Annotated in this window: 19 protein-coding genes; 14 read left to right on the top strand and 5 right to left on the bottom strand. The window is 44.9% G+C overall.

Annotation, left to right across the window (positions count from 1 at the left end; genetic code table 11):
* Window positions 1-324 precede the first annotated feature (324 nt).
* The 3 genes from CTT30_RS18140 to CTT30_RS18130 all read left to right on the top strand — a co-directional run bounded on the left by CTT30_RS18140 (window position 325) and on the right by CTT30_RS18130 (window position 4,603).
* A complete protein-coding gene (locus CTT30_RS18140; protein ID WP_252037377.1) occupies window positions 325-2,559 on the top strand; it encodes a cytochrome c peroxidase in 2,235 nt (744 codons plus the stop codon).
* A gap of 83 nt (window positions 2,560-2,642) precedes the next feature.
* Window positions 2,643-3,326 (top strand): response regulator transcription factor, encoded by a 684-nt coding sequence (locus CTT30_RS18135; RefSeq protein WP_252037376.1) that lies wholly within the window; start codon window positions 2,643-2,645, stop codon window positions 3,324-3,326.
* A gap of 74 nt (window positions 3,327-3,400) precedes the next feature.
* The gene (locus tag CTT30_RS18130) at window positions 3,401-4,603 is read left to right on the top strand and encodes a sensor histidine kinase (RefSeq protein ID WP_252037375.1); all 1,203 of its coding nucleotides are present in this window, start codon (window positions 3,401-3,403) and stop codon (window positions 4,601-4,603) included.
* Window positions 4,604-4,656: 53 nt separating this feature from the next.
* On the opposite strand, the gene CTT30_RS18125 is transcribed toward CTT30_RS18130, so the two are convergent.
* Window positions 4,657-5,055: an aldo/keto reductase gene (locus CTT30_RS18125; RefSeq protein WP_252037374.1), complete on the bottom strand. Its 399-nt coding sequence runs from the start codon at window positions 5,053-5,055 to the stop codon at window positions 4,657-4,659.
* A 487-nt stretch (window positions 5,056-5,542) separates the two neighbouring features.
* Between CTT30_RS18125 and CTT30_RS18120 the strand changes: the two genes are divergently transcribed.
* Both CTT30_RS18120 and CTT30_RS23480 read left to right on the top strand, forming a co-directional pair.
* Window positions 5,543-6,502, top strand: a complete 960-nt coding sequence (locus CTT30_RS18120; RefSeq protein WP_252037373.1) for a hypothetical protein — start codon at window positions 5,543-5,545, stop codon at window positions 6,500-6,502.
* Window positions 6,499-6,948 carry a DUF1240 domain-containing protein gene (locus CTT30_RS23480; protein ID WP_252040125.1) on the top strand — a complete coding sequence of 150 codons (450 nt, stop codon included), beginning with the start codon at window positions 6,499-6,501 and terminating at the stop codon, window positions 6,946-6,948. The genes CTT30_RS18120 and CTT30_RS23480 overlap by 4 nt, the downstream gene beginning before the upstream one ends.
* Window positions 6,949-7,039: 91 nt before the next feature.
* Here the strand turns inward: CTT30_RS23480 and CTT30_RS18115 are convergent, their stop codons facing one another.
* The gene (locus CTT30_RS18115) at window positions 7,040-7,240 is read right to left on the bottom strand and encodes a chromosome segregation ATPase (protein WP_006960686.1); all 201 of its coding nucleotides are present in this window, start codon (window positions 7,238-7,240) and stop codon (window positions 7,040-7,042) included.
* A gap of 81 nt (window positions 7,241-7,321) precedes the next feature.
* Complete coding sequence (locus CTT30_RS18110) at window positions 7,322-9,238, bottom strand: methyl-accepting chemotaxis protein (RefSeq protein ID WP_252037372.1); 1,917 nt, start codon at window positions 9,236-9,238, stop codon at window positions 7,322-7,324.
* Window positions 9,239-9,594: 356 nt separating this feature from the next.
* Here CTT30_RS18110 and CTT30_RS18105 point away from each other — a divergent pair, with 356 nt between their 5' ends.
* The 8 genes from CTT30_RS18105 to CTT30_RS18070 all read left to right on the top strand — a co-directional run bounded on the left by CTT30_RS18105 (window position 9,595) and on the right by CTT30_RS18070 (window position 17,203).
* Complete coding sequence (locus tag CTT30_RS18105) at window positions 9,595-10,551, top strand: AAA family ATPase (RefSeq protein ID WP_252037371.1); 957 nt, start codon at window positions 9,595-9,597, stop codon at window positions 10,549-10,551.
* Window positions 10,552-10,560: 9 nt separating this feature from the next.
* Window positions 10,561-11,487 carry a DUF58 domain-containing protein gene (locus CTT30_RS18100; protein ID WP_252037370.1) on the top strand — a complete coding sequence of 309 codons (927 nt, stop codon included), beginning with the start codon at window positions 10,561-10,563 and terminating at the stop codon, window positions 11,485-11,487.
* A complete protein-coding gene (locus tag CTT30_RS18095) occupies window positions 11,484-11,957 on the top strand; it encodes a DUF4381 domain-containing protein (RefSeq protein ID WP_252037369.1) in 474 nt (157 codons plus the stop codon). Before CTT30_RS18100 ends, CTT30_RS18095 begins: the two co-directional genes overlap by 4 nt.
* Window positions 11,950-12,918, top strand: a complete 969-nt coding sequence (locus CTT30_RS18090) for a vWA domain-containing protein (protein WP_239836169.1) — start codon at window positions 11,950-11,952, stop codon at window positions 12,916-12,918. Before CTT30_RS18095 ends, CTT30_RS18090 begins: the two co-directional genes overlap by 8 nt.
* Window positions 12,911-14,779 (top strand): VWA domain-containing protein, encoded by a 1,869-nt coding sequence (locus CTT30_RS18085; RefSeq protein ID WP_252040124.1) that lies wholly within the window; start codon window positions 12,911-12,913, stop codon window positions 14,777-14,779. The genes CTT30_RS18090 and CTT30_RS18085 overlap by 8 nt, the downstream gene beginning before the upstream one ends.
* Before the next feature lie 2 nt (window positions 14,780-14,781).
* On the top strand, window positions 14,782-16,419 hold the full coding sequence (locus CTT30_RS18080; protein WP_252037367.1) for a BatD family protein: 1,638 nt from the start codon (window positions 14,782-14,784) through the stop codon (window positions 16,417-16,419).
* Window positions 16,420-16,476: 57 nt separating this feature from the next.
* Window positions 16,477-16,644 carry a hypothetical protein gene (locus tag CTT30_RS18075; RefSeq protein ID WP_239836166.1) on the top strand — a complete coding sequence of 56 codons (168 nt, stop codon included), beginning with the start codon at window positions 16,477-16,479 and terminating at the stop codon, window positions 16,642-16,644.
* 67 nt (window positions 16,645-16,711) lie between these two features.
* A complete protein-coding gene (locus tag CTT30_RS18070; RefSeq protein WP_239836165.1) occupies window positions 16,712-17,203 on the top strand; it encodes a L,D-transpeptidase family protein in 492 nt (163 codons plus the stop codon).
* Window positions 17,204-17,206: 3 nt separating this feature from the next.
* Here CTT30_RS18070 and yddG read toward each other — a convergent pair whose 3' ends face one another.
* A complete protein-coding gene (gene yddG, locus CTT30_RS18065) occupies window positions 17,207-18,124 on the bottom strand; it encodes an aromatic amino acid DMT transporter YddG (protein WP_255906806.1) in 918 nt (305 codons plus the stop codon).
* A 41-nt stretch (window positions 18,125-18,165) separates the two neighbouring features.
* Window positions 18,166-18,726, bottom strand: coding sequence for a sugar O-acetyltransferase (locus CTT30_RS18060; RefSeq protein ID WP_252037366.1), 561 nt, complete (start codon window positions 18,724-18,726; stop codon window positions 18,166-18,168).
* Window positions 18,727-18,927: 201 nt separating this feature from the next.
* Here CTT30_RS18060 and CTT30_RS18055 point away from each other — a divergent pair, with 201 nt between their 5' ends.
* Entirely contained in the window at window positions 18,928-20,250 is a 1,323-nt protein-coding gene (locus CTT30_RS18055) for an IS4 family transposase (protein ID WP_252034657.1), read from the top strand.
* Window positions 20,251-20,285 lie beyond the last annotated feature (35 nt).

Here is a 20,285-nt window from a genome sequence, read left to right as displayed (position 1 = left end):
AAACACAGCACAGATAACCGCCAACTTCAAAAGACGATAAACGATGAACATAAACACTTCCTCAAGCGTGGAAAAAGCCGCCAATGCGGCTTACAAAGCAACTAGAAACAAGGCTACGTTATACCTTTTACTTATTGAGATTTCGAGCATTAAGCTCAAAACATTTTCTACTCGAGTTAGATTACATTTCACCACTAACCATGATATGCATCAAGATTAATAAACTTACTCCATCCAAGACAACTTGGTTTCGTCCGTTTTAACCGTTTTTTAACCCTCGCCTTCCTAGTATCCCATCTATTACTGCACACAAGGAAGAAAGCGATGAAAAAGCAAGCGTGTTTATTCGCCCTGACGTTGGGGCTAGCATCCCAAACAATGGCGATCCCTATCCCCGATGATCTGGATACAGAACTACGTAAACTGATTGAGCAACACAGCCTGACTGGGGAGCCCAACAAAGGTTTTGAGATACCCAGTGTGGATTCAGAAGAAGTAAAACTAGGCAAACTGTTATTTTTCTCCAAAGCACTGAGTGGCAATAAAGACGTCGCTTGTGCCAGCTGTCATCACCCCTACCTTGGTGGTGGAGACGGGTTATCACTTCCAGTCGGTACACTGGCTGAGAATGAAGATGTACTGGGTCCAGGCCGAAAAACGACGACTGGCCAATTCTACGTAGCACGCAACACTCCAACGATCTTCAATGCAGGTTTATACAAACGCAGTCTGTTTCGCGATGCACGCGTAGAGTTTGTTGATTGGCTTGATCCCTCAAAAGGGATCAGCACCCCCGATGTGGCGTTTGGTGAAGCTGACCCAAACGCAGGTGATACCTTGTTAGCAGCTCAAGCTCGCTTTCCACCGGTCACAGCCTCAGAAATGCGCGGTTTTGATTTCATGCAGGATGCCTCTAATCAAGCTGTAAGAGCACATCTCACGGCAAGAGTTGGCGACTATGGTGACGCGAAAGGCGAATTGTTTCGCAATCACTGGGTAGAAAAATTTTCATCCGTTTACGGGGAAGACAAATCACCTCAAGAGCTTGTGACGTTTGCCAACATTACCCGAGCACTCTCTGCGTACCAACAATCAATGAATTTTACCGACAATGCTTGGAACCGATACGTAAAAGGGGATTTATCTGCGCTCACCCTTTCACAAAAGCGCGGTGCATACCTATATCTCTACATGCCGCCCCCTCCGTCTGATGGTGGTAATGAGCCAGACTTCTTACCCACCCAATGTATTGGTTGCCATAACACGGACACCTTTAGCCAAACAAAAGATTCAAACTATCATCGCCTTGCCTTCCCACAAATTGGCCCCGGAACTGGAGAACCAGGAATGGAAACCAATGACTTAGGCCGTGCCCATCGTAATGAAAGTGAAGACGACATTTATAGCTTTCGCTCTGGTACGCTATTAAACATCGAAGTCACCGGACCATTCGGCCATGCTGGAAGTTACGACACACTCGAACAAGTAATTGATCATTATGATGATTATCATCAGATACTCGATCAGTACATCGATGAGCTAGGCTGGTGTGAACAACCGCAGTTTAAAGACATTGAACATTGCAATAGTCTGTTCCCAGAGACAAGAGAGAATACAAATAAAGCCGCCAAGATCATTGATGATGAAATTGCCGACGGTGCCCCTGTGCTACAAAAACTCAACTTGTCAGATCAATCGAAAACCGATTTGGTTAACTTTATGAAAGCACTCACCGACCCTTGTGTGAAAAGCGCAGAGTGCCTGCAAGCTTGGCTTCCTCAGCCGGAGGAGTCAGATCCAGATGGGCTTCAACTGCAAGCAATCAACTATCAGGGGGTACCTCTTTACCTGCCTTCCAAGTGTTCGGAGGGTGAAACCCTACAATCCGGTGAAAAGCTAACAAGAGATCAAGGCGAGTGTATCACTGGTTTAACTGAGCACTTTTATTTTGATGTTCAGAGAAATAACACCACTGTCTACCTGAGCAGTCGCGATGGTCAGGGTGATCTTAAACTCTACTATCACCCAACAACTTGGGCATCTGAGGAAAATGCGCTAGCTGAATCAGTGGGAGAAGGCACAGAACAAGTCCTGATCATCACCCTAAATCGGGGACGCCACTACCTAAGTGCCATCTCACAACAGGGATACCAAGGGGTATCTATCGCATTGGGCGAACACCAAGCAAATAAAGAACCTGGAGAGCAGCCTAAAGTCATCTCAGACCAGTGTGCTGTTTCTGCTCCTATCTCCTTTAGCGAATTGCAGAGTGGTTCTCCCGTCTGTACTGCACAAGGTGACAACTATTATTTCATCAAGGTCACCCAACACAACAGTACTCTGGAAGTTAGAACACAACACGGTAGCGGTAATACGGATTTGTATGTCAGTCCTTATTGGCCAAGTATCAACCAATTTGAGTTTTCCTCTCAAAACCTTGGTAGTAGTGAGTACATCAGAATTGACTCTCCACCTCCCGGTTGGTACTTCATCCTAGCGGCTGGCGATGGAATCAATCATGGTACATCGATACAACTTGATGTCTCCAAACAAAGATAACTCGCTTTCTCAAGAAAAGGGAACATTGTTGCCAAGCCATCACTGGCTTGGCTTTACTTCTATTGGATTTCACTAAGGTGCCCATGATCCACACAATATTGGTTGAAGACGATACTCGGCTAGCAGGCAATATCATAGATTTTCTTGAACTGGAAAACATTACATGTGATTTCGCCAGTAATGGTATTACAGCCCTCAACCTGATAGAAAATAATGATTATCAGGTTATTATTCTGGATATAAATCTCCCACGACTTGATGGCTTTAGCGTTTGCGAACAGCTTCGCTCTCAAGGAATCGGGGTTCCAATTATTATGTTAACTGCCCGAAGTCAACTTGAAGACAAGCTGACAGGATTTAAGGTTGGCACTGATGACTATCTCGTAAAGCCCTTTGCAATGGCAGAATTAGTGGCAAGAACGAAAGCACTGGTGAATAGAAAAAGCGGCCAACTCACTCAGTTCAAGGCGGGAAACATAATGTTTAACTCGCAAGAAAAACAAGCGTATGTTGATAATCAACCGCTCAAGCTCACGCCGACAAGCTTGACTATCTTAGAGCAATTAATGCGTGCTTACCCGCACTCAGTCACTCGTCAATCTCTTAATTTGGCGATCTGGGATGACCGATTGCCCAACAGTGACTCCCTTAAAGTCCACATACATCACCTGCGTAAGGCATTAGCTTGTCATAACAGTTCGGCCTCCATCATTTCTATCAATCGACAAGGCTTCAAGTTACAAATTACAGAGTTGGTGACCCCATGATCAGCGAGATACCAAGCTTAAAACGTTATACTCTAATCGTGCTTCTCACCTCCGCTGTTATATTGGTAACACTGATGTCTGCTCTCTGGATGCTTCATTTTTTTAGAAGTCAAGACAACATGATTAAGGGCGCTCTACTCGAAGTAGCCCATAGGAGCGAATCAGACCATCTTGAGGCAAATTATCGATTCTTAAAAGCCAGCAATTGGCATGACCTACCTATCGAGATTCGCCGTCATTTCACTCGTGAACAACTCATCCCAGATCAACTCTATCAAAAGTCAGATCGAGACAGCCTGTTCTCTAGGCCGACCGAATCCGTGTTTTTGCTCTCCCTAGCAAGGCCCAATGGAGAAATCCATTATGCTGCCCATCATTTCAAAGAGCCTCCGAACATCCCCGCCCCACACTGGTTCACATCACCTGAAGTTCAAGCAGTTTTTCTTGGACTTTGCGCATTGAGTTTCTTTTTCATGGTATTGCTAATGTTTATGAACTCAGTCACTAAACCGATTAAAGAACTGTATGGCTGGGCTAGAGAGCTGGATGCCCAAAATTTAAGTGCCGCACCGCCAGGGTTCCGATACAAAGAGCTGAATACACTCGCTCAAATTATCCTCGATAGCGTACGTAAAACGAATGCCTCACTTGAGCGAGAACAGGAGTTTGTTCAGTATGCCAGCCATGAGCTACGTACACCGATTGCCGTTATTCGTAGTAGTTTGGAACTAATGGAAAAAGTCGAACAGCGATGGGAGGTCAAGAGTCATCGCGCAATGCAGAGAATTAAGTATGCCAGCCATTGCATGGCTGAACTCTGCAATACGTTGTTATGGCTAAATAAAGCCGAAGATTCTCAGCTATCCACTCAACCCGTGGATCTATCATCGCTACTGCATTCAGAAATGGAGAACCTGAGCTATCTGACACAAGGAAAAAGCATTGAAGTGCAAATCCGTACTGACAGTTATGAGGTCAACCTACCCTACGCGGCTGTACAAATGATAATCGCTAACCTATTGCGTAATGCCGTGCAACACACACATGAAGGTATGATTACTATTGATCAGCGTCAGGGAACCGTTCAGATCATTAACCGAGAACGGCAGGAAGATCATGAATATTGTGCGGAGCACTCAGGTTTTGGGCTAGGTCTCATACTGGTGAGGCGTTTATGTCAGCAACTGGGGTGGAGTTTCAGTTTTGAAAAGAGGCACGATCAATGCTGTGCCTCTTTATTTATTGAAAAGCCGAACTTTAGACTAGCTAACAGATAAGCAATTAGAGCGCCTGAAGGCTAAACAAGGCCGGTACACTGATAAAAGTCCCCTTACGCGTTCACACCCTTCATGCCTTCAGGGGTGTAACGCTCACCTACTGGCTTAAAACCATCGATGGCTTTTTCCAGGATAGCCTCGTCCTGAGGTGTTAGCCTCACGTTCACCGAACCAAGATTATCTTCCAAGTATTTCAGTTGTTTAGTACCTGGAATAGGCACAATATCGTCCCCTTGCGCGAGTAACCAAGCTAAGGCGATCTGTGCGGGCGAACACGCCTTCTCCATCGCTAAGTGCTTCACCGCATCGGATAAAGGTTGATTAGCCTTTAAGTTTTCAGACGTGAAGCGTGGCAGCGCTTTACGAGCATCGTTGTGGGAGAAATCCTTTTCTGACTGGATACGTCCAGTCAGAAAACCACGCCCTAACGGTGAATATGGTTGTCTATACACTCAGATTTCGAGAACTCAAGATAAATAACAGTAGTCGCTGAATTCTTGAGCGAGTTAGTTTGGACTAATCAGAAGTGGTTGCAACTTGGGGAATAATAAGCAATACATATAAGGTAACCAATGTAATACTCAGCACATATACTCTCATTTAGTTAAAACAACCACGTTTTTGGGCATATTTTTATAGTACTAACCTTTATCATTCTCACAGAGAACTACTGTGAGTCACAATAACTATGAGTAACAAAAAAAGTATATTTCCAAAACATCGATGGCATATGAAGCAGAACAAAAGTCAACATCTGTTATATACAGATGCTGATGAAAATACTTTTTCCCTAATACATCGATCGCTTATGAAAATGAAGTTAAATCAACTCGAGTTACACCTGGTGTTGGGAAAGGCTTCCTACCCCCATTAAAAAAATCAAATCACTTCCAAGCCTCGGCAAAACAAGCGAACACAGCAAACATTACGCCTGATAAAATGTACTGGCCTCCGTACAACTTTACAGCAGGTGAGTATATAAATACTAAAGAGTTCCCAGACAATGTTCTGAGAAGCCAATTAGAAAACAACCACAAAGAAGTCATGTTTCTTACCTTAGAGGAAGCATTTAGAGTACTTCAAGGCTGGGGGTGGAAAAACACTCAGGATACTTGGAAATCAATCACAGTATCAACCGGGGCCCAATTAATGATTAATTATGGAGTTAACGATAAAGATGTTGTCACTACTTCCATGATAATCGCACAGTTTAATATCCATGGGATAAAGGCAACCAAGCTAGGGTTAAAAGCCACATTTGGTATGCGTATGTCCACCGAGTTTAATAAAATTGGGACTGAGATGATTAAACTAACTGGTCATTCAGGACTTAGACGAATATTAACTGCTTCATATTATAGGTTGGATAACCCCAAAATTGTACAGCTAGGTATAGGCAAATATGGCTTAGCTAACTCTATAAAATCCGGTACTGTGCTAACAATTTATATCGCTGCTGGTTTTAGGATTCTAGATTACGCTCTGAATGATGAAGTATTTTTGACTGACTTAATTGGTTATTTAGCAACTGACCTAGTTAAAATTGGCCTTTCCTCAGCTGTCGCAGCTGTTGTTGGCACCGCTGCCTTATCAATAACTTCTCTTGTTGCTGCACATTTAGCAGTAGTTGTTGTAGCTGGCCTAATAACCTCAGCGGTGTTAAATGAACTAGATGCTCACTACGGAATAACTCCAAAAGTAATTGATTTTCTTGAAAGATCCCAGCAGGAAGCTGTTGAAAAAGGACGCGAATTGCAGAAAGATATCTCTGAGAGTATTTTGGATCTCACAGAAATGTTCCTAGAAAATGCACTTGAAACGGGTAAAGAAGTAATAGAATCTGAGATAAAACGTTTCGTCAAAAAGTCAATTAACGAGCTAGTCCTAAAACCATTATGAAATTAACCTCATTAGTAAATCAAATTAAGCGAGCCTACATACTCGCGTTAGGTACAATACTTTTCGCCACTCTTGCTATTATTTCTTTTTACTTGGGCTGGAACAATGTTCTAGAATTTACAAAACCTGTTGGAGAGGTCGCGACATATTCTCGGTTCAACTTTGCTTTAGTGCCAATGGGTATTACCATGACTTTAGTTTTTCTATTAAGTACGTACTTTATAATTACAGGGCAGCGTTGGGAAGACAAGCATGGCTTAGGATTATCCTACTCCGTAGTTGGTTCGTTTATCTTAGCTATTCTGGTAACACTGATTACGCCATCTATTTATGAGTCTAAATATGAAAAAGCAGGGCTTAAGCAATGTAGCGGAATACATGTTAGTTACCTGCCTTTGTTTGGGAAGAAATTTGCTGTCGACCCATCTCTTTGTAGACGAAAATAGTCTGAATATTCCATTTATTGCTTAACAATAAAAATGTAAGAAGCCACCAAGAAGGAGGCTTTTCTTTAACAAAAGCAGCCAGTTCCAAATACTAATGCACTGGCTTATCGGTTTTCGAATAAAACTTACCGAAGTACTGCTCTAGGATCTCTGGTGTTAGCTCACCAGCTTCTTCGAGTTTTTTTAGCTCTGCTGCGATAGCTTTTTGCTCTTCAAGTGATGGAAGCGCTACTTCAGGCTCATCACTCATTTCCTGAGACATTTGCTCTAGCTCTTTTTCAAAATCACTCATGCTATTTACTTACCTAATCAATATAAAAACTGGGGCTAAGTTTACCTACTTAGCCCCAGTTATTCTAGCTTACGGACAGTTTTATAGCTTAAAGCTACCTACCATACGATCTAGACGTTCCGACAGCTCTTTTAGATCAGAGCTGGCGGCCGCCAGTTCCTCGGCAGTACTGGTTGTCACTTCATTAATGGCGTTAATTTCTTCGATATTTTGGTTGATAGTATGCACAACCGTTGACTGCTCTTCCGTCGCCGTTGCCACCTGAGTGTTACGGTCAGAAATGTCGTGGATGCGTTCGGAAATGTTCACCAACACTTCTACCGCTTCATCTGACGATGATACGCCTTCATGCGTTACAGACTTACCAGCTTCCATCGCCGTTACAGCATCTTTTGCATCACTTTGAAGCTGGTTGATCATTTTCTGGATCTCTTCCGTCGAATCAGCCGTTCGACTGGCCAAGTTTCTTACTTCATCTGCGACCACAGCGAAGCCACGTCCCTGTTCACCCGCACGTGCAGCCTCAATTGCTGCGTTCAATGCAAGTAAGTTGGTTTGCTCGGAGATATCACGGATAACATCCAGAATAGAGCCAATTTCTTGCGTTGTAGATGCCAGTTGCTCAACCACTTGACCTGTGTTTTCTATGTCCATCGCCAAACGACTGATCGCGTCCTTAGCTTTGTTGACGACGCTCTGGCCGACCTGAGTGTTGTCTGAAGCTTGGTTCGCGGTTTCCGCTGCGGTGGCCGCATTCGAAGCAATTTCGCTGATCGTCGCGCCCATCTCGTTAATCGCGGTCACCACTTGAATGGTTTGGTCACGTTGAATCTGACTATTGTCATGAGTCGTGTTAGCTTTGTGAGACACACTGTCAGCGGCCGTTTGCAACGCACCACTGGTTGACGCTACTTCTTTCATTGACTCGTGTATTTTCTCAATAAAGCCGTTAAAACCTTCAGAAAGCTGGCCAATCTCATCGCTACTCTGAACTTCGATACGTTGTGAAAGGTCGCCATCGCCTCGGCCAAGGTCGGTAAAGCGAGCAGCGATCGACTTAATAGGGCGTGTGATGCTATTAGCTAAGAATAGACCCATGAAGATAAACAGAGCAGCAACCACAATCGTCGTAAAGGTCATTTGCTTGGCAACATGGTTAAGGTCAGCAAACACTTCATCAACCGGGGCTACACCAATAACAAACCAATCCATAGAAGGAATATACAGGCTTGAAACAAACACCTGTTCACCTTCATAGTTCGCTTCTATCAAATTAAAACCCGATTTATTAAGAAGTTGAGAGGCTTCCCCACCATAGAGCTGTGATAACGTCGAACGTGCTTTGTCTTTCTGACGGTGAATTTGAACTTGACCTTGTGCATCGGTCAGAAATACAAAGCCGGTGTCTTCGATTTGAAAGCCATTCAACAACCTAACCATATCATCCATTGATTTAGACAGGCCAGACATACTTAACCCATTAACAAACTGGAAGTTGGCGAACATTTTTACTTCACCCGTCGACTCTTGGAACATGCTTACCATGGTCGGCTGACCAGATTGGGTAAAGCCAAAGAACCAGCCATCTTGTTGTTGGTTCAACTGGCGCAAAAAGCCATTTTGGTTCCAATAGTAAGCCGTTTCACGGTTCGCAACAGAAGCATCATTCAAACTGTATTGGTTACGAACGTTGTTAAGCTCTTTAATCAGCTTAGCTTCAACCTGAGGGTCAATATTGGTCGTGCTAATCGCATCTTTAATAAATTCATTATTTGCTATCTGCTCTGCTGCTCGCAGTAGCTGAGTCACATCGTAGTCAATTTGTCCCTTGATCTGGTCTAGCATGGAAGGCGGTTCAATATCTACCAGCCTATGCTCCAGAACTTCGCGTGCCTGACGCTGTGCCATGACTCCAACAATAATTGTTGAAGCGAGAACAGCAAAGGTAATACCCGCAACAACCTTTTGCTTAATACTGATCGCGTTTAGTTTCATCATTCGAGTTGCCTTTTAGCGCTTTGTCATTATGAAAATTCATCATCACCACTGATTTACTAGCTCCAGAAAGGGGCGAGCCAAGCTAAATTGTGACGCATCTTTTTATATCGGATGTAAATTACATTTCTTTACTGAATAAGTCATCAATTTAACCCTGATTTGCAAACCAATTTTTCGATATTGAGCACTTGCATGAGGAACGAAAATCCCCATATTGTAAACAACTGAAATAATAGCACTTATGTTGTACTGCTGCGTTGAGTAGTAAATAAGCAGCCGAACGACAATAAAGTCAAAATGGATGAACTTTTTCATAGCTCAAACCACTAAGTGAAAAAGTGAGGAGATAGACACTGATGAACTCTCAGTCATTGCACCACCTACAGCAATATTTAGAAGGTCAGGTTATTGGCCAACAAGAACTCGTCAAGCAGCTTTTAGTTGCCTTACTGGCCGACGGACATATTTTGGTTGAAGGCCCTCCGGGGTTGGCCAAAACACGAGCTGTGAAATCATTGGCTGACTGTATTGAAGGCGATTTCCACCGCATTCAGTTCACTCCTGACCTACTGCCTGCAGACTTAACTGGCACCGATATTTTTCGTCCAGAAACAGGCGAATTTACTTTCCAACCGGGGCCGATTTTTAACTCACTGATTCTGGCCGATGAAATCAACCGTGCTCCTGCTAAAGTGCAAGCAGCAATGCTTGAAGCGATGGCAGAAAAGCAAATTACGGCCGGTCGACAAACCTACCCATTGCCCGATTTGTTTTTGGTCATGGCAACACAGAACCCCATTGAGCAGGAAGGTACCTACCCACTGCCTGAAGCTCAGTTAGATCGCTTTCTACTGCATCTCAATGTTGACTACCCAAATGCGGAAAGTGAACTGGAAATTTTGCGTCTTAACCGCGGCGAAGCCAAAGGGGTAGAAAAAGTCACACCACCAGTTCTCTCTCAACAAGATATTTTTTCTGCTCGTCAGGAAGTGTTGAACATTCATATGGCCGAAGGGGTTGAGAATTATATTATTCGTCTTGTCATGGCGACGCGTCAGCCCGCTCAATACGATGATACATTGAGTAGTTGGATAGAAATGGGAGTAAGTCCACGTGCCACAATCGCTTTGGATCGCTGTGCTCGAGCACACGCTTGGCTGTCTGGTCGCGATTATGTTTCTCCAGAAGATGTACAAGCCATGGCCTTCCCCGTTCTCAGACACCGCATTCTGCTTAGTTATCAGGCGCAAGCCGAAGGCATCTGTGCTAATCAGGTAGTGAACCGTCTTCTGTCTTTGGTGGGCAGCGCGTAAGGGTTACAGATGGATAAACAATTATCCCCATACTCTGACGGTGTAAACCTGTGTCTTGATGAACTGCTTTACTATAAGCAACAAGCGATAAAGTGGTTACCTCCTGCTAAGAGTTTGTGGTCTCAAACGCTGGGACAGCATCAGAGTAAGCAACTAGGGCGTGGTATGGACTTTGCTGAAGTCCGCCAGTATCAAGCTGGAGATGATGTTCGCAGCATCGATTGGCGTGTAACCGCTCGAACCGGCAAACCTCATACGAAACTTTTCACTGAAGAACGAGAAAAACCCATCATAGTGTACGTGGATTTCAGTGCCAGCATGATGTTTGGTTCTCAGCTGATGTTTAAATCGGTCTTAGCCGCACACATAGCAAGCCTGATTGCTTGGCTATCTGTCGCGCAGCGCGATCGCATCGGTGCAATTATCGATACTGGCGATCAGCTGACCGAGTTAAAGCCGACTAGCCGTAATCAAGGACCGTTAGCATTCATTCAGCATATGGTGAAGCTTCATCAGGACAAACTGCGCTCTGCACCCACGCAAGCATCACCTGATATGATGAACGGGTTACAAGCTCTTAATCGACTTTGTCCCAAAGGCAGTGAAGTTGTTATTATCAGTGACTTCCTGCGCTTTTCAGAGTCCAACCAGTCATTACTCACTAGGTTGCGTTCCCACAACCGAGTTAGGCTGGTGCATATTTCCGATCCTTTGGAAGCCGGTATCACCAATTATCGTGGCGTCGAGCAAGTTTCCGACAAACGTCAAACTTTGTGGATGGACTTTTCTTCACGAAAAGCGCGCGATCAGATCAAGTCGGTTTTTGAACAAAAACAGCAAGATCTGAAAGACTTATCTATTAAACACGGCTTGAGTTTTACCCGTCTCTCCACCCAAGAGTCACTACTACAACAATTATCTGGACGTACTCAATGAGCACCAATAATAAGGATTCATTACTCCCACTCAACCCTATGCATTTACCGGAAGTACCTTCGTGGTTTCCATTAGCATGGGGCTGGTGGGCAACCGCAGGAGCAATGGTGTTCGGCGCATTGGTCATTTGGTTAGTCTATCGCTGGAACAAAAAGCGCTTGGCCCCCAAGAAAACCGCGTTGAAACTCATTCAAGCAGGTGAAAAGCCTGCGGAAGCCATTGAATTACTTCGTCAAGCTGCCCTGTGCTACTACCCAAGAGAAGAAGTTGCACAGCTTACAGGTAAAGAGTGGTACGCCTTTCTTGATACTCAGGTTAAATCCCCTGTATTTCTAGACAATTACGAACTCTGGCAAGAAGCTTTGTATTCGAAAGAGCCTATCGGAAACGCAGCCGAATTGGTAACACATTGCTCACGATGGGTAGACGAAGCACTTCCGCCAAAAAGAAGGAGAGCCAAAGTTGGCTAACATCGAATTTGTATGGTGGTGGGCATTTTTGCTACTGCCGCTACCCATACTGATTTATTTTTTACTGCCGCCAGTTAAGCAGTCATCTCCTGTTTATATGCCTTACCTGCCTGACTCTGCGGCAGGTAGCGCACCAAGGAATTTATTGGCTAAAATTCTGGCTGGTCTGATTTGGGTTTGTCTGGTTACCGCAGTCGCAAGACCGGTTTGGTATGGCGACCCGGTCACGACACAACCGAAGCACAGAGACATGATGCTGGTTGTCGACTTGTCTTACTCGATGAGTAAAGAAGACATGCAATTTAACGGTGACTATATCGACCGTTTAAGTGCAGTAAAACAGGTCTTATCAGACTTTATTGCCAAACGTCAGGGAGACCGACTCGGCCTAGTGCTGTTTGCCGATCACGCTTATCTGCAAACACCATTAACGCTTGATAGGAATACTGTTGCCGAGCAACTCAATCAAACAGTGCTGAGATTGATTGGTACCAAAACCGCCATAGGTGAAGGTATAGGACTGGCGACGAAGACCTTTGTCGATAGTGATGCTCCACAACGTGTCATGATTTTACTCAGTGACGGCAGCAATACTGCTGGTGTACTTGACCCGATAGAAGCCGCCAAAATTGCTAAAAAGTACAATGCGACCATATACACCGTCGGTGTTGGTGCGGGTGAGATGATGGTCAAAGAGTTTTTCATGACGCGCAAAGTCAATACGGCACAGGATCTGGATGAGAAGTCACTGATGGAAATTGCCAAGCTGACAGGAGGACAATACTTCCGTGCCCGTGACAGTAAAGAACTGGCGACCATCTATGACACCATAAATAGCCTAGAGCCTGTGAGTCAAGCGACTCAAACTTGGCGACCACAGCAAGAGTGGTTCGGGTTTCCGCTGGCAATATCACTAGTAGGCTTCTTTGCCCTTATCATCATTAGGAGGAATCATGTCTGATTTTCGCTTCCTCTACCCAGAGTGGTTATGGGTGGTTATTCCACTCTTAGGGATAGTTTTCTGGCTCTCGAAACGTAGTCGTAACCAAACATTGATCGCACCTCATTTAGCAAAAGCAATGGGCATTAAGCATCAATCAGCACGAACCGCGATAACCAGTATCATCGCTTTCAGTGGCTTTATTGCTATTATCGCCCTTTCTGGGCCGAGCTTCACCAGTTCTGAACGACCGAGCTTTAGCAATGACAATGCGCGAGTGCTTATCATGGATATGTCGATGTCAATGTACGCCACCGACATCAAACCGAATCGGCTCACTCAAGCTAAGTACAAAGCCACTGATCTGCTCAAGAAATGGAGTGAAGGGACGACCGCCCTGCTCGCATACTCTGGCGATGCATATACCGTGAGCCCGATGACTTCTGATACGCGGACTATTCAAAACCTGATACCAAACCTCTCACCTGAGTTGATGCCCTACCCCGGGGCCGATGCAGTTAAAGCGGTTAAGTTGGCCATCGAGATGATGAAAAATAGCGGGTTATCCCGCGGTGACATCGTCCTTTTCAGCGATGACTTAGATGATGAAGAAAGCCAAGGCATTCAGGATCTTATTGCTAACACACAATGGCGTCTATCCATACTTGGGATCGGAACTCGATCTGGTGCACCAATCCGGCTCAGTGACGGGACCCTACTCAAAGATGCAGGGCAAACCGTCGTTGCGAAATCGAACTTCAGAAATATGAATCGCCTTTCCAACTCTGTTGGTGGCTTCTTCACGCCTATTCAACTTAATAACAGCGATATCGACGCGATTGCCAATCGCACTAGCAAAATTGATCACACAGGAAAACTCAATCAATCACAACAAATCAGTGATCGTGTCAACAGTGGTATTTGGTTATTACCACTTTTGATTATTCCTGCACTTTTACTGTTCCGTCGCGGCTTTTTGTTTGCTTTAGTAGCCTTAACTTACCCGCTACTTTCCCCCGAACCCGCATTGGCCTCCGCTTTTCTAAACAGTGATCAACAAGCCAAACAACTCTACGACGTGGGGCAGTATAAAGCCGCCGCTGAGCTGTTTGAGAATAGAGAATGGCAAGGTATTGCGCACTATCAAGCGGGCAACTTCCCTGCCGCCATTGAAGCCCTTAAAGAGTCTCAAACACTCCACGGAAAATACAACCTTGCTAACGCCTACGCTCAAAACCGAGAGTTGGAGCAAGCTATTGAGCTTTACGAGGACGTGCTTAAACAAGATCCGAATAACGAAGATGCCAAAAAAAACTTGGAGATAGTCAGACAGCAACAGCAACAGCAACAGCAACAGCAACAGCAACAGCAACAGCAACAGCAACAGCAACAGCAACAAAAGTCTGAACAGGATTCGTCATCAGAGCAAGAGCGCTCCTCTCAATCTGAACAAAACTCTGGTTCAGACAAACAGCCCTCTGACAAGCAACCAGAGTCTCAGCAGTCTCAGCAGTCTCAGCAGTCTCAGCAGTCTCAGCAGTCTCAGCAGTCTCAGCAGTCTCAGCAGTCTCAGCAAAATGAGAGTGAAAGCGAGCAGCCAAATCAACAAGCTTCCCACTCCCAAGCTGAGCAAAAAGACCAGCAAGAGGAACCATCGCAAAGCACTTCAAAAGCAGAGCAAGTGCCTCAGCAGGAGAACCAAATTTCAGAACAGCCACAAGGTGAAGCACAACAGGAGCAAAACCTAGAACAGATAGATCCTGCGCTTCGCAAGCTAGAACAAGTTGAGAGTGCACGCGATCCTAGCCGTTTACTCAAAGCTCAGATGATGTTGCAAGCTCAGCAAAAACAACCACCGCAGAATACAGGTAAGAAGTGGTAACTATGAACCGACAAATAATAAAACTGATTAGCTTACTGGCGCTGGCTTTTACTTTTGTTAGCCCATCGGCATTGGCAGCCAATGTTTGGGCTACCGTTAGCAAAAATAAAGTCGTTAAAAATGAAGTATTTCAGCTTCGCGTTGTGGTTGACGAAAAAGTCTCTTCCGATGCTATAGATTTCAGTGCACTGGAAAAGGATTTCTATGTGGGAAGGCCTAGCTTTGGCTCTTCAATTAACATCGTCAATGGTGATCGCAGCACACGCAGCGAGTGGAACTTAACACTCGCTGCTCAAACCCTAGGGGTTGCCAAGATCCCCGCATTTACTATCAATGGCGCCAGTTCAAAACCCATTGCTATTCAAGTCACAACTGATAATGATGAACCTCAAATCTCTGATCTCGTTGAGCTGCAAAGCTCACTCGATAAAACAACGCTTTACCCAAATGAAAGTGCCTCACTACGAACTCGCCTGGTCATTAAAGCGGATCCAAGGCGCCTGCAGAGCCCTAACGTTATTCCGCCTCGCGTTGAAGGGCTAACATTAGCTCAGATTGGTGAACCAAATCAGTACCAAAGTGTACTTGATGGGGTAGAGGTAACAGTGCTTGATCAAAGCTATCGCGTTACCGCCAATCAGCCCGGTGACTACACACTGACTGGCGCTGCGTTTAAAGGTTCTGTTGTCTATGGCAACGATCGTACGGGCACCACTAAACTCATTTCCGTTGACACCCCAGCTAAAACTTTTGAGATTAAAGTAGAAGATAAGCCCGAAGGCTACACCGGCGTCTGGTTGCCAACTTCCCAACTTAAATTAACTCAAACTTGGACAGCAGCCAACGGTGAGAAGATAACCTCTTCTTCAGTTCATGACACCAAAGTCGGAGACTCAATTACACGAGAAATTACTCTTGATATTGAGGGGCTTTCTTCCGATCGCTTCCCTAATATCAAGATCACCTACCCTCAAGGCATTCGTGTCTATGCAGAAAAGCCTCAGTTCACGCAACTGAACAATGGCTTGACCCGCATGACATTGAAACAGGTGCTCATTCCCCAACAAACCGGTGATGTTGAGCTATCAGAAGTGAATCTAAATTGGTGGGATAGCCAGAATAAACAGCAGAAAGCCGCTCATCTTGATGGTTTAGCACTGAATGTTAGCCCCGGTGAGAGCTTGAATATTCCGGTTCCAGCCTCTCAATATACAGCCCCCGCAGAAGTCGAAACGATCACCGTCAACGACCCAGGGTTCTGGCCTTATTTAACTGGACTCTTTGCATGTCTTTGGATCGCCACAACCATTTTGTGGCTAAAGAAACGCACTCCGATTGAAGCGCCAAATCACCATGATGCCAAAACACCAATAAAATCAAGTGACAGTTTGATCGCTGCGCTAAAGGCTGGCGATCATTTTAAAGCGCAGCACTGTGCTTCAAAATGGCTTCAGGAGGCACAAATCAGTGATAAATCTCTTCTCTCTGACATCCAAAATGAACTGGATGATATGCAAAAGTCACGTTTTTCTCAGCAAGAAACTAGCTGGAACGCATCAAAATTGCTTAAACTGATTAAAAAGGTGGACAAGATGCCTCGGACAAAAGATAAGCCGAATGAAACTTTAGCGAAGCTTTAATACATAGAGGCATTGGTCGCGTCCACGTTGGTGTACCAATGAATAACTGGAGGAATGATGTCGGCAATAGAAAAGCCAGATCCCAGTACTCATTATGTGATCCTCTATTTTGACGGCTCTCAAATGGCTTCATTTGAAGTCGATGCAAAAAGTCGTTATGAGGCGATAGAGGCGTTTAAAGATCTGGGTTTTGCGGAGTGTGATATTTTCTCTATTTCTCCCTGATGAAACCGCCTAAACTCGAAAGGTAGCTTTGCAGCTACCTTTCTGTTTTTTAAGCGAGCTGAAAGCAATGATTGAGATTGCAATTCGAGTAACCCTCATACTAAGCACAATAATTTTCGTCTGTAGCGCCAATGCATCCGTCGACTTGGTCACCGTCGACAAGTCCAAACGTCGTATGTACCTCATCGACGATGGTGAGGTGGTTAGAGAATTTCGCATTGCACTTGGCAAACACCCACGAGGGCATAAAACTCAAGAGGGTGATAACCGCACACCAGAAGGCCGTTACTTCCTAGACTTTGTCATCAACGATTCAGAGTTCTACCGTTCGATTCATATCAGTTACCCAAACCCTCAAGACATTGCATACGCAGCAAAGCTTCGGGTTAATCCTGGAGGAAATATTAAGATTCATGGCTTAAGGAACGGGGAAAAGCGCCCAGCAAATTTCGTACAGAGCTTTGACTGGACCAATGGATGCATTGCCATCACTAATGAAGAAATGGATGAGCTGCTCACTCTAGTGAAATCTGGTACACCCATTGATATACGCTGGTAATGATTAATCATTACATGTTTGAGGCTCCGCTGGCTCAGCCTTTTTCTCTCTTGTTACCCACCAGCACAGTAATGAACCGACTGTCACTAGCGCAACACCTTGTAAAAAGGTATCGGTGAGCACAAGGCCAAGGATCACGGAAGAGATAATCGTTGAAAGAACGGGAGTAAAGTAAGACAAAGTGGCTAAAAGCACCATATTCCCGCCTATGATCGCGTAGTTCCAAAGCGCATAACCACTGCCCATTGCAATCCCCGTAATGAGTAACAATCCACCAGATTCAAGATTTAAGCTCAAACCTGTTTCATTGCTGATGGCATACTTCATCCATAGAGTTACCGCCGTCATGATGAAGAACAGCGTGATCGGGTTTTGCCCTTTAGATATTCGCTTAGTCAGATTGCAATATATTGCCCACAGGAAGGCGCCGACAAAAGCCATAGTGTACGTCAGCGGGTTCGTTGCGACATTCGCAGCAATCTGAGAGAAAGAAAGCCCTTGTTCTCCGGTAATACTCCACGCGACACCAAAGAAAGCTATCGCTATCGCAGGGTAAACGAGGATATTGGTTTTCTTCGGGCTGAACATTACAGCCAACAAGACGGTTAGAGCGGGCCATAAATAGTTAATCACCAACATTTCTACAGCTTGCTGACGAGAGTTTGCCATCGCTAATGCCAGAGCCAAACAGATTTCGTAAGCGACGAATAGCCCGCCCCCGAACAGCACATAAGTCATTGAATAACTTCGAACCTTAGGCAGCCCCATGACCATAACTAAAAACAGAGAAGCAACGCTATAGATTGATGCTGCACCGCCAATAGGGCCTAAAAACTCGGTGACCGTACGAGCTAACCCCATAACACTGCTCCAAAGCAGGATGGCTAGTACACCGCACAAAGTAAATTTATGTTGGCTCACACTATTCTCTCAAATTGACAATAAAAGAGCTTAAGCTAGCGTTAACTGTTATTCTCTGTCAAATGTCTTATCAAAGTCGCTGGGGTGCCACCATATAGGCTGTCAGGCAGTACATCTCGTGTCACCACCGAGTTAGCCGCAATCACACTGCGTGCACCTATGGTCACACCTTGATTGATGACCACATTACCACCAATCCAAACATCATCCTCAACCGTGATTGGCAAGCAAGTCGTTTCCCAACCTCGTCGACAACGGTAATCCAAAGCATGGCCTGCAGTGTAGAATTGAGTGTTAGGGCCGATAAGCACATGATTGCCTATCTTAATCTCAGCTCCATCCAACATGGTCACGTTCATGTTAATGAATGTGTTATCCCCTATCGATATGGTTTGACCAAATTCACAGAGAAATGGTGAACGAATCATGCTTGACTCACCAACATGATTAAGCAATTGGCGGCAGATGTCTACACGCTGCCCATCGCTGGTATTGTGATTCAATTCTTGCAAGAGGCGAGTGGCTTGCTCACGAATACGATTGATGCTGCCATCTGACCCATCAAACAACTGGCCAGCGATCATTTTTTCAAACTCTGTCATAACGCCCTCCCATTAACGGCTTGAATAAAAAAGATAAAGTAGCGCGAATAGAGAATTGTAAAAAGGGAAAGCTGACAGAGGATCATTTCCGTAATTGACAAAAAAAGCCGAGTTGTAAACCTAATGCCGATCGTTTTAGAGACTTGAACGATCCTGAGATCGTATGATAATCCCCACTAACAAAGTTAGTGGGGATTTTTTATGTTTGCTCAAGAGCTGCTTTTGGCACATGAGACTATCGAGGATGGTAAAAACTATGAGTCTGTAGTTAATGCCATTCAGCTTGAATGGATAGAACAAGCTTTGCTTGATACGTCTAAAGCAAGCATTAGAAGGCGACGCTTACCAGCGCAACAAGCCGTCTGGCTCGTCATTTGGATGGGATTGCAACGGAATAAATCAATCAAAGAAGTATGCAGTTCTCTTGACCTAGCTCTCCAACCTAAGCCTCAGGATTCTTGGTCTCGTGTTGCACCTAGCGTACTTACTGACTCTAGGCGACGTTTGGACGAAGCTCCTCTCGCTGCTTTGTTTAAAACCTCTATGGCGGCATGGGAGAGCGACGCGCTAGTAAAGGATAAGGCGCTAGGGCTAAACATTATGGCCGTGGATGGTACCACTTTTCGTTGCCAAGATTCAGAAGACAATGCGCAAGCGTTTGGATTCATTTCTCAAAAACATAAACCTTATCCTCAACTGCGCTTGGTCGGTCTGATGGCTACCGAGACACGTTTTATGGTAGGGGCTGCATTCGATGCTTGTCAGGTCGGTGAGACAACACTGGCACGCCGATTATTAGGAGACGTGCCAGCAAACTCACTCACATTGTTTGATCGTTGCTACTTTTCTGCCGACCTATTGATATCGTGGAATGCTGCTGCCTCCAATAGCCACTGGCTAACCCCTGTGAAACGCAAAGTAAGATATGAAGTTTTGGAGCGTTTTGCTGAAAACGACATGCTTATCTCTATGCCTGTTTCACAGCAAGCTCAGCGCAATAACCCTAATTTGCCGACTCATTGGCAAGCACGCCTCATCCTCTACAAAGACCCAAAAGGTGAAATTGAAGGCTTTATAACTTCACTGGTTGATCCTGAGAAATACTCATTAGAAGACTTATTGACTGTCTATTGGCAACGCTGGGAAATAGAAGAAGGTTACGGTGAGATAAAACAAACTCAGTTACAAAATGAAGTCACCTTGAGAAGTCGTTTTGCTGCTGGTGTTAGACAAGAGCTCTGGGGAATATTGCTGGCGTACAATTTGGTGCGCTTAGAGATGGTTCATATTGCTAAAGACGCTGAGGTAAGGCCAACTAGAGTGAGCTTTACAGCGGCAATAAATTTGATAGATACCCAGCTACGTTGGCTAGCGCTTAGCCCTGACGGAACTCTACCGAGCAAACTCAAGCAAATGAGGGAGAACATAAGTCACTTCATTTTACCGGATAAAAGGAAGGACCGAACGTATCCACGTTCAGTCCTTTTTGTCCCACCCAAATACCCATTTAGGTATAAGCGTTAATGCTTATCCGAACGGCATTAGAGTTGTAAACCCGG

Origin of the sequence: Vibrio coralliilyticus, assembly GCF_024449095.1 — a bacterium.
GTDB lineage: Bacteria > Pseudomonadota > Gammaproteobacteria > Enterobacterales > Vibrionaceae > Vibrio > Vibrio coralliilyticus_A.
Note: the sequence above shows the minus strand (reverse complement) of the source record. Positions and strands in the feature narration are given on the sequence as shown.

Bases quoted from the DNA above. Each gene is read 5' to 3' on its own strand.
- CTT30_RS18140 (WP_252037377.1), top strand. From the start codon at position 325: ATGAAAAAGCAAGCGTGTTTATTCGCCCTGACGTTGGGGCTAGCATCC.
- CTT30_RS18135 (WP_252037376.1), top strand. From the start codon at position 2,643: ATGATCCACACAATATTGGTTGAAGACGATACTCGGCTAGCAGGCAAT.
- CTT30_RS18130 (WP_252037375.1), top strand. From the start codon at position 3,401: ATGTCTGCTCTCTGGATGCTTCATTTTTTTAGAAGTCAAGACAACATG.
- CTT30_RS18120 (WP_252037373.1), top strand. From the start codon at position 5,543: ATGTACTGGCCTCCGTACAACTTTACAGCAGGTGAGTATATAAATACT.
- CTT30_RS23480 (WP_252040125.1), top strand. From the start codon at position 6,499: ATGAAATTAACCTCATTAGTAAATCAAATTAAGCGAGCCTACATACTC.
- CTT30_RS18115 (WP_006960686.1), bottom strand. From the start codon at position 7,240: ATGAGTGATTTTGAAAAAGAGCTAGAGCAAATGTCTCAGGAAATGAGT.
- CTT30_RS18110 (WP_252037372.1), bottom strand. From the start codon at position 9,238: ATGATGAAACTAAACGCGATCAGTATTAAGCAAAAGGTTGTTGCGGGT.
- CTT30_RS18105 (WP_252037371.1), top strand. From the start codon at position 9,595: ATGAACTCTCAGTCATTGCACCACCTACAGCAATATTTAGAAGGTCAG.
- CTT30_RS18100 (WP_252037370.1), top strand. From the start codon at position 10,561: ATGGATAAACAATTATCCCCATACTCTGACGGTGTAAACCTGTGTCTT.
- CTT30_RS18095 (WP_252037369.1), top strand. From the start codon at position 11,484: ATGAGCACCAATAATAAGGATTCATTACTCCCACTCAACCCTATGCAT.
- CTT30_RS18085 (WP_252040124.1), top strand. From the start codon at position 12,911: ATGTCTGATTTTCGCTTCCTCTACCCAGAGTGGTTATGGGTGGTTATT.
- CTT30_RS18080 (WP_252037367.1), top strand. From the start codon at position 14,782: ATGAACCGACAAATAATAAAACTGATTAGCTTACTGGCGCTGGCTTTT.
- CTT30_RS18075 (WP_239836166.1), top strand. From the start codon at position 16,477: ATGTCGGCAATAGAAAAGCCAGATCCCAGTACTCATTATGTGATCCTC.
- CTT30_RS18070 (WP_239836165.1), top strand. From the start codon at position 16,712: ATGATTGAGATTGCAATTCGAGTAACCCTCATACTAAGCACAATAATT.
- CTT30_RS18060 (WP_252037366.1), bottom strand. From the start codon at position 18,726: ATGACAGAGTTTGAAAAAATGATCGCTGGCCAGTTGTTTGATGGGTCA.
- CTT30_RS18055 (WP_252034657.1), top strand. From the start codon at position 18,928: ATGTTTGCTCAAGAGCTGCTTTTGGCACATGAGACTATCGAGGATGGT.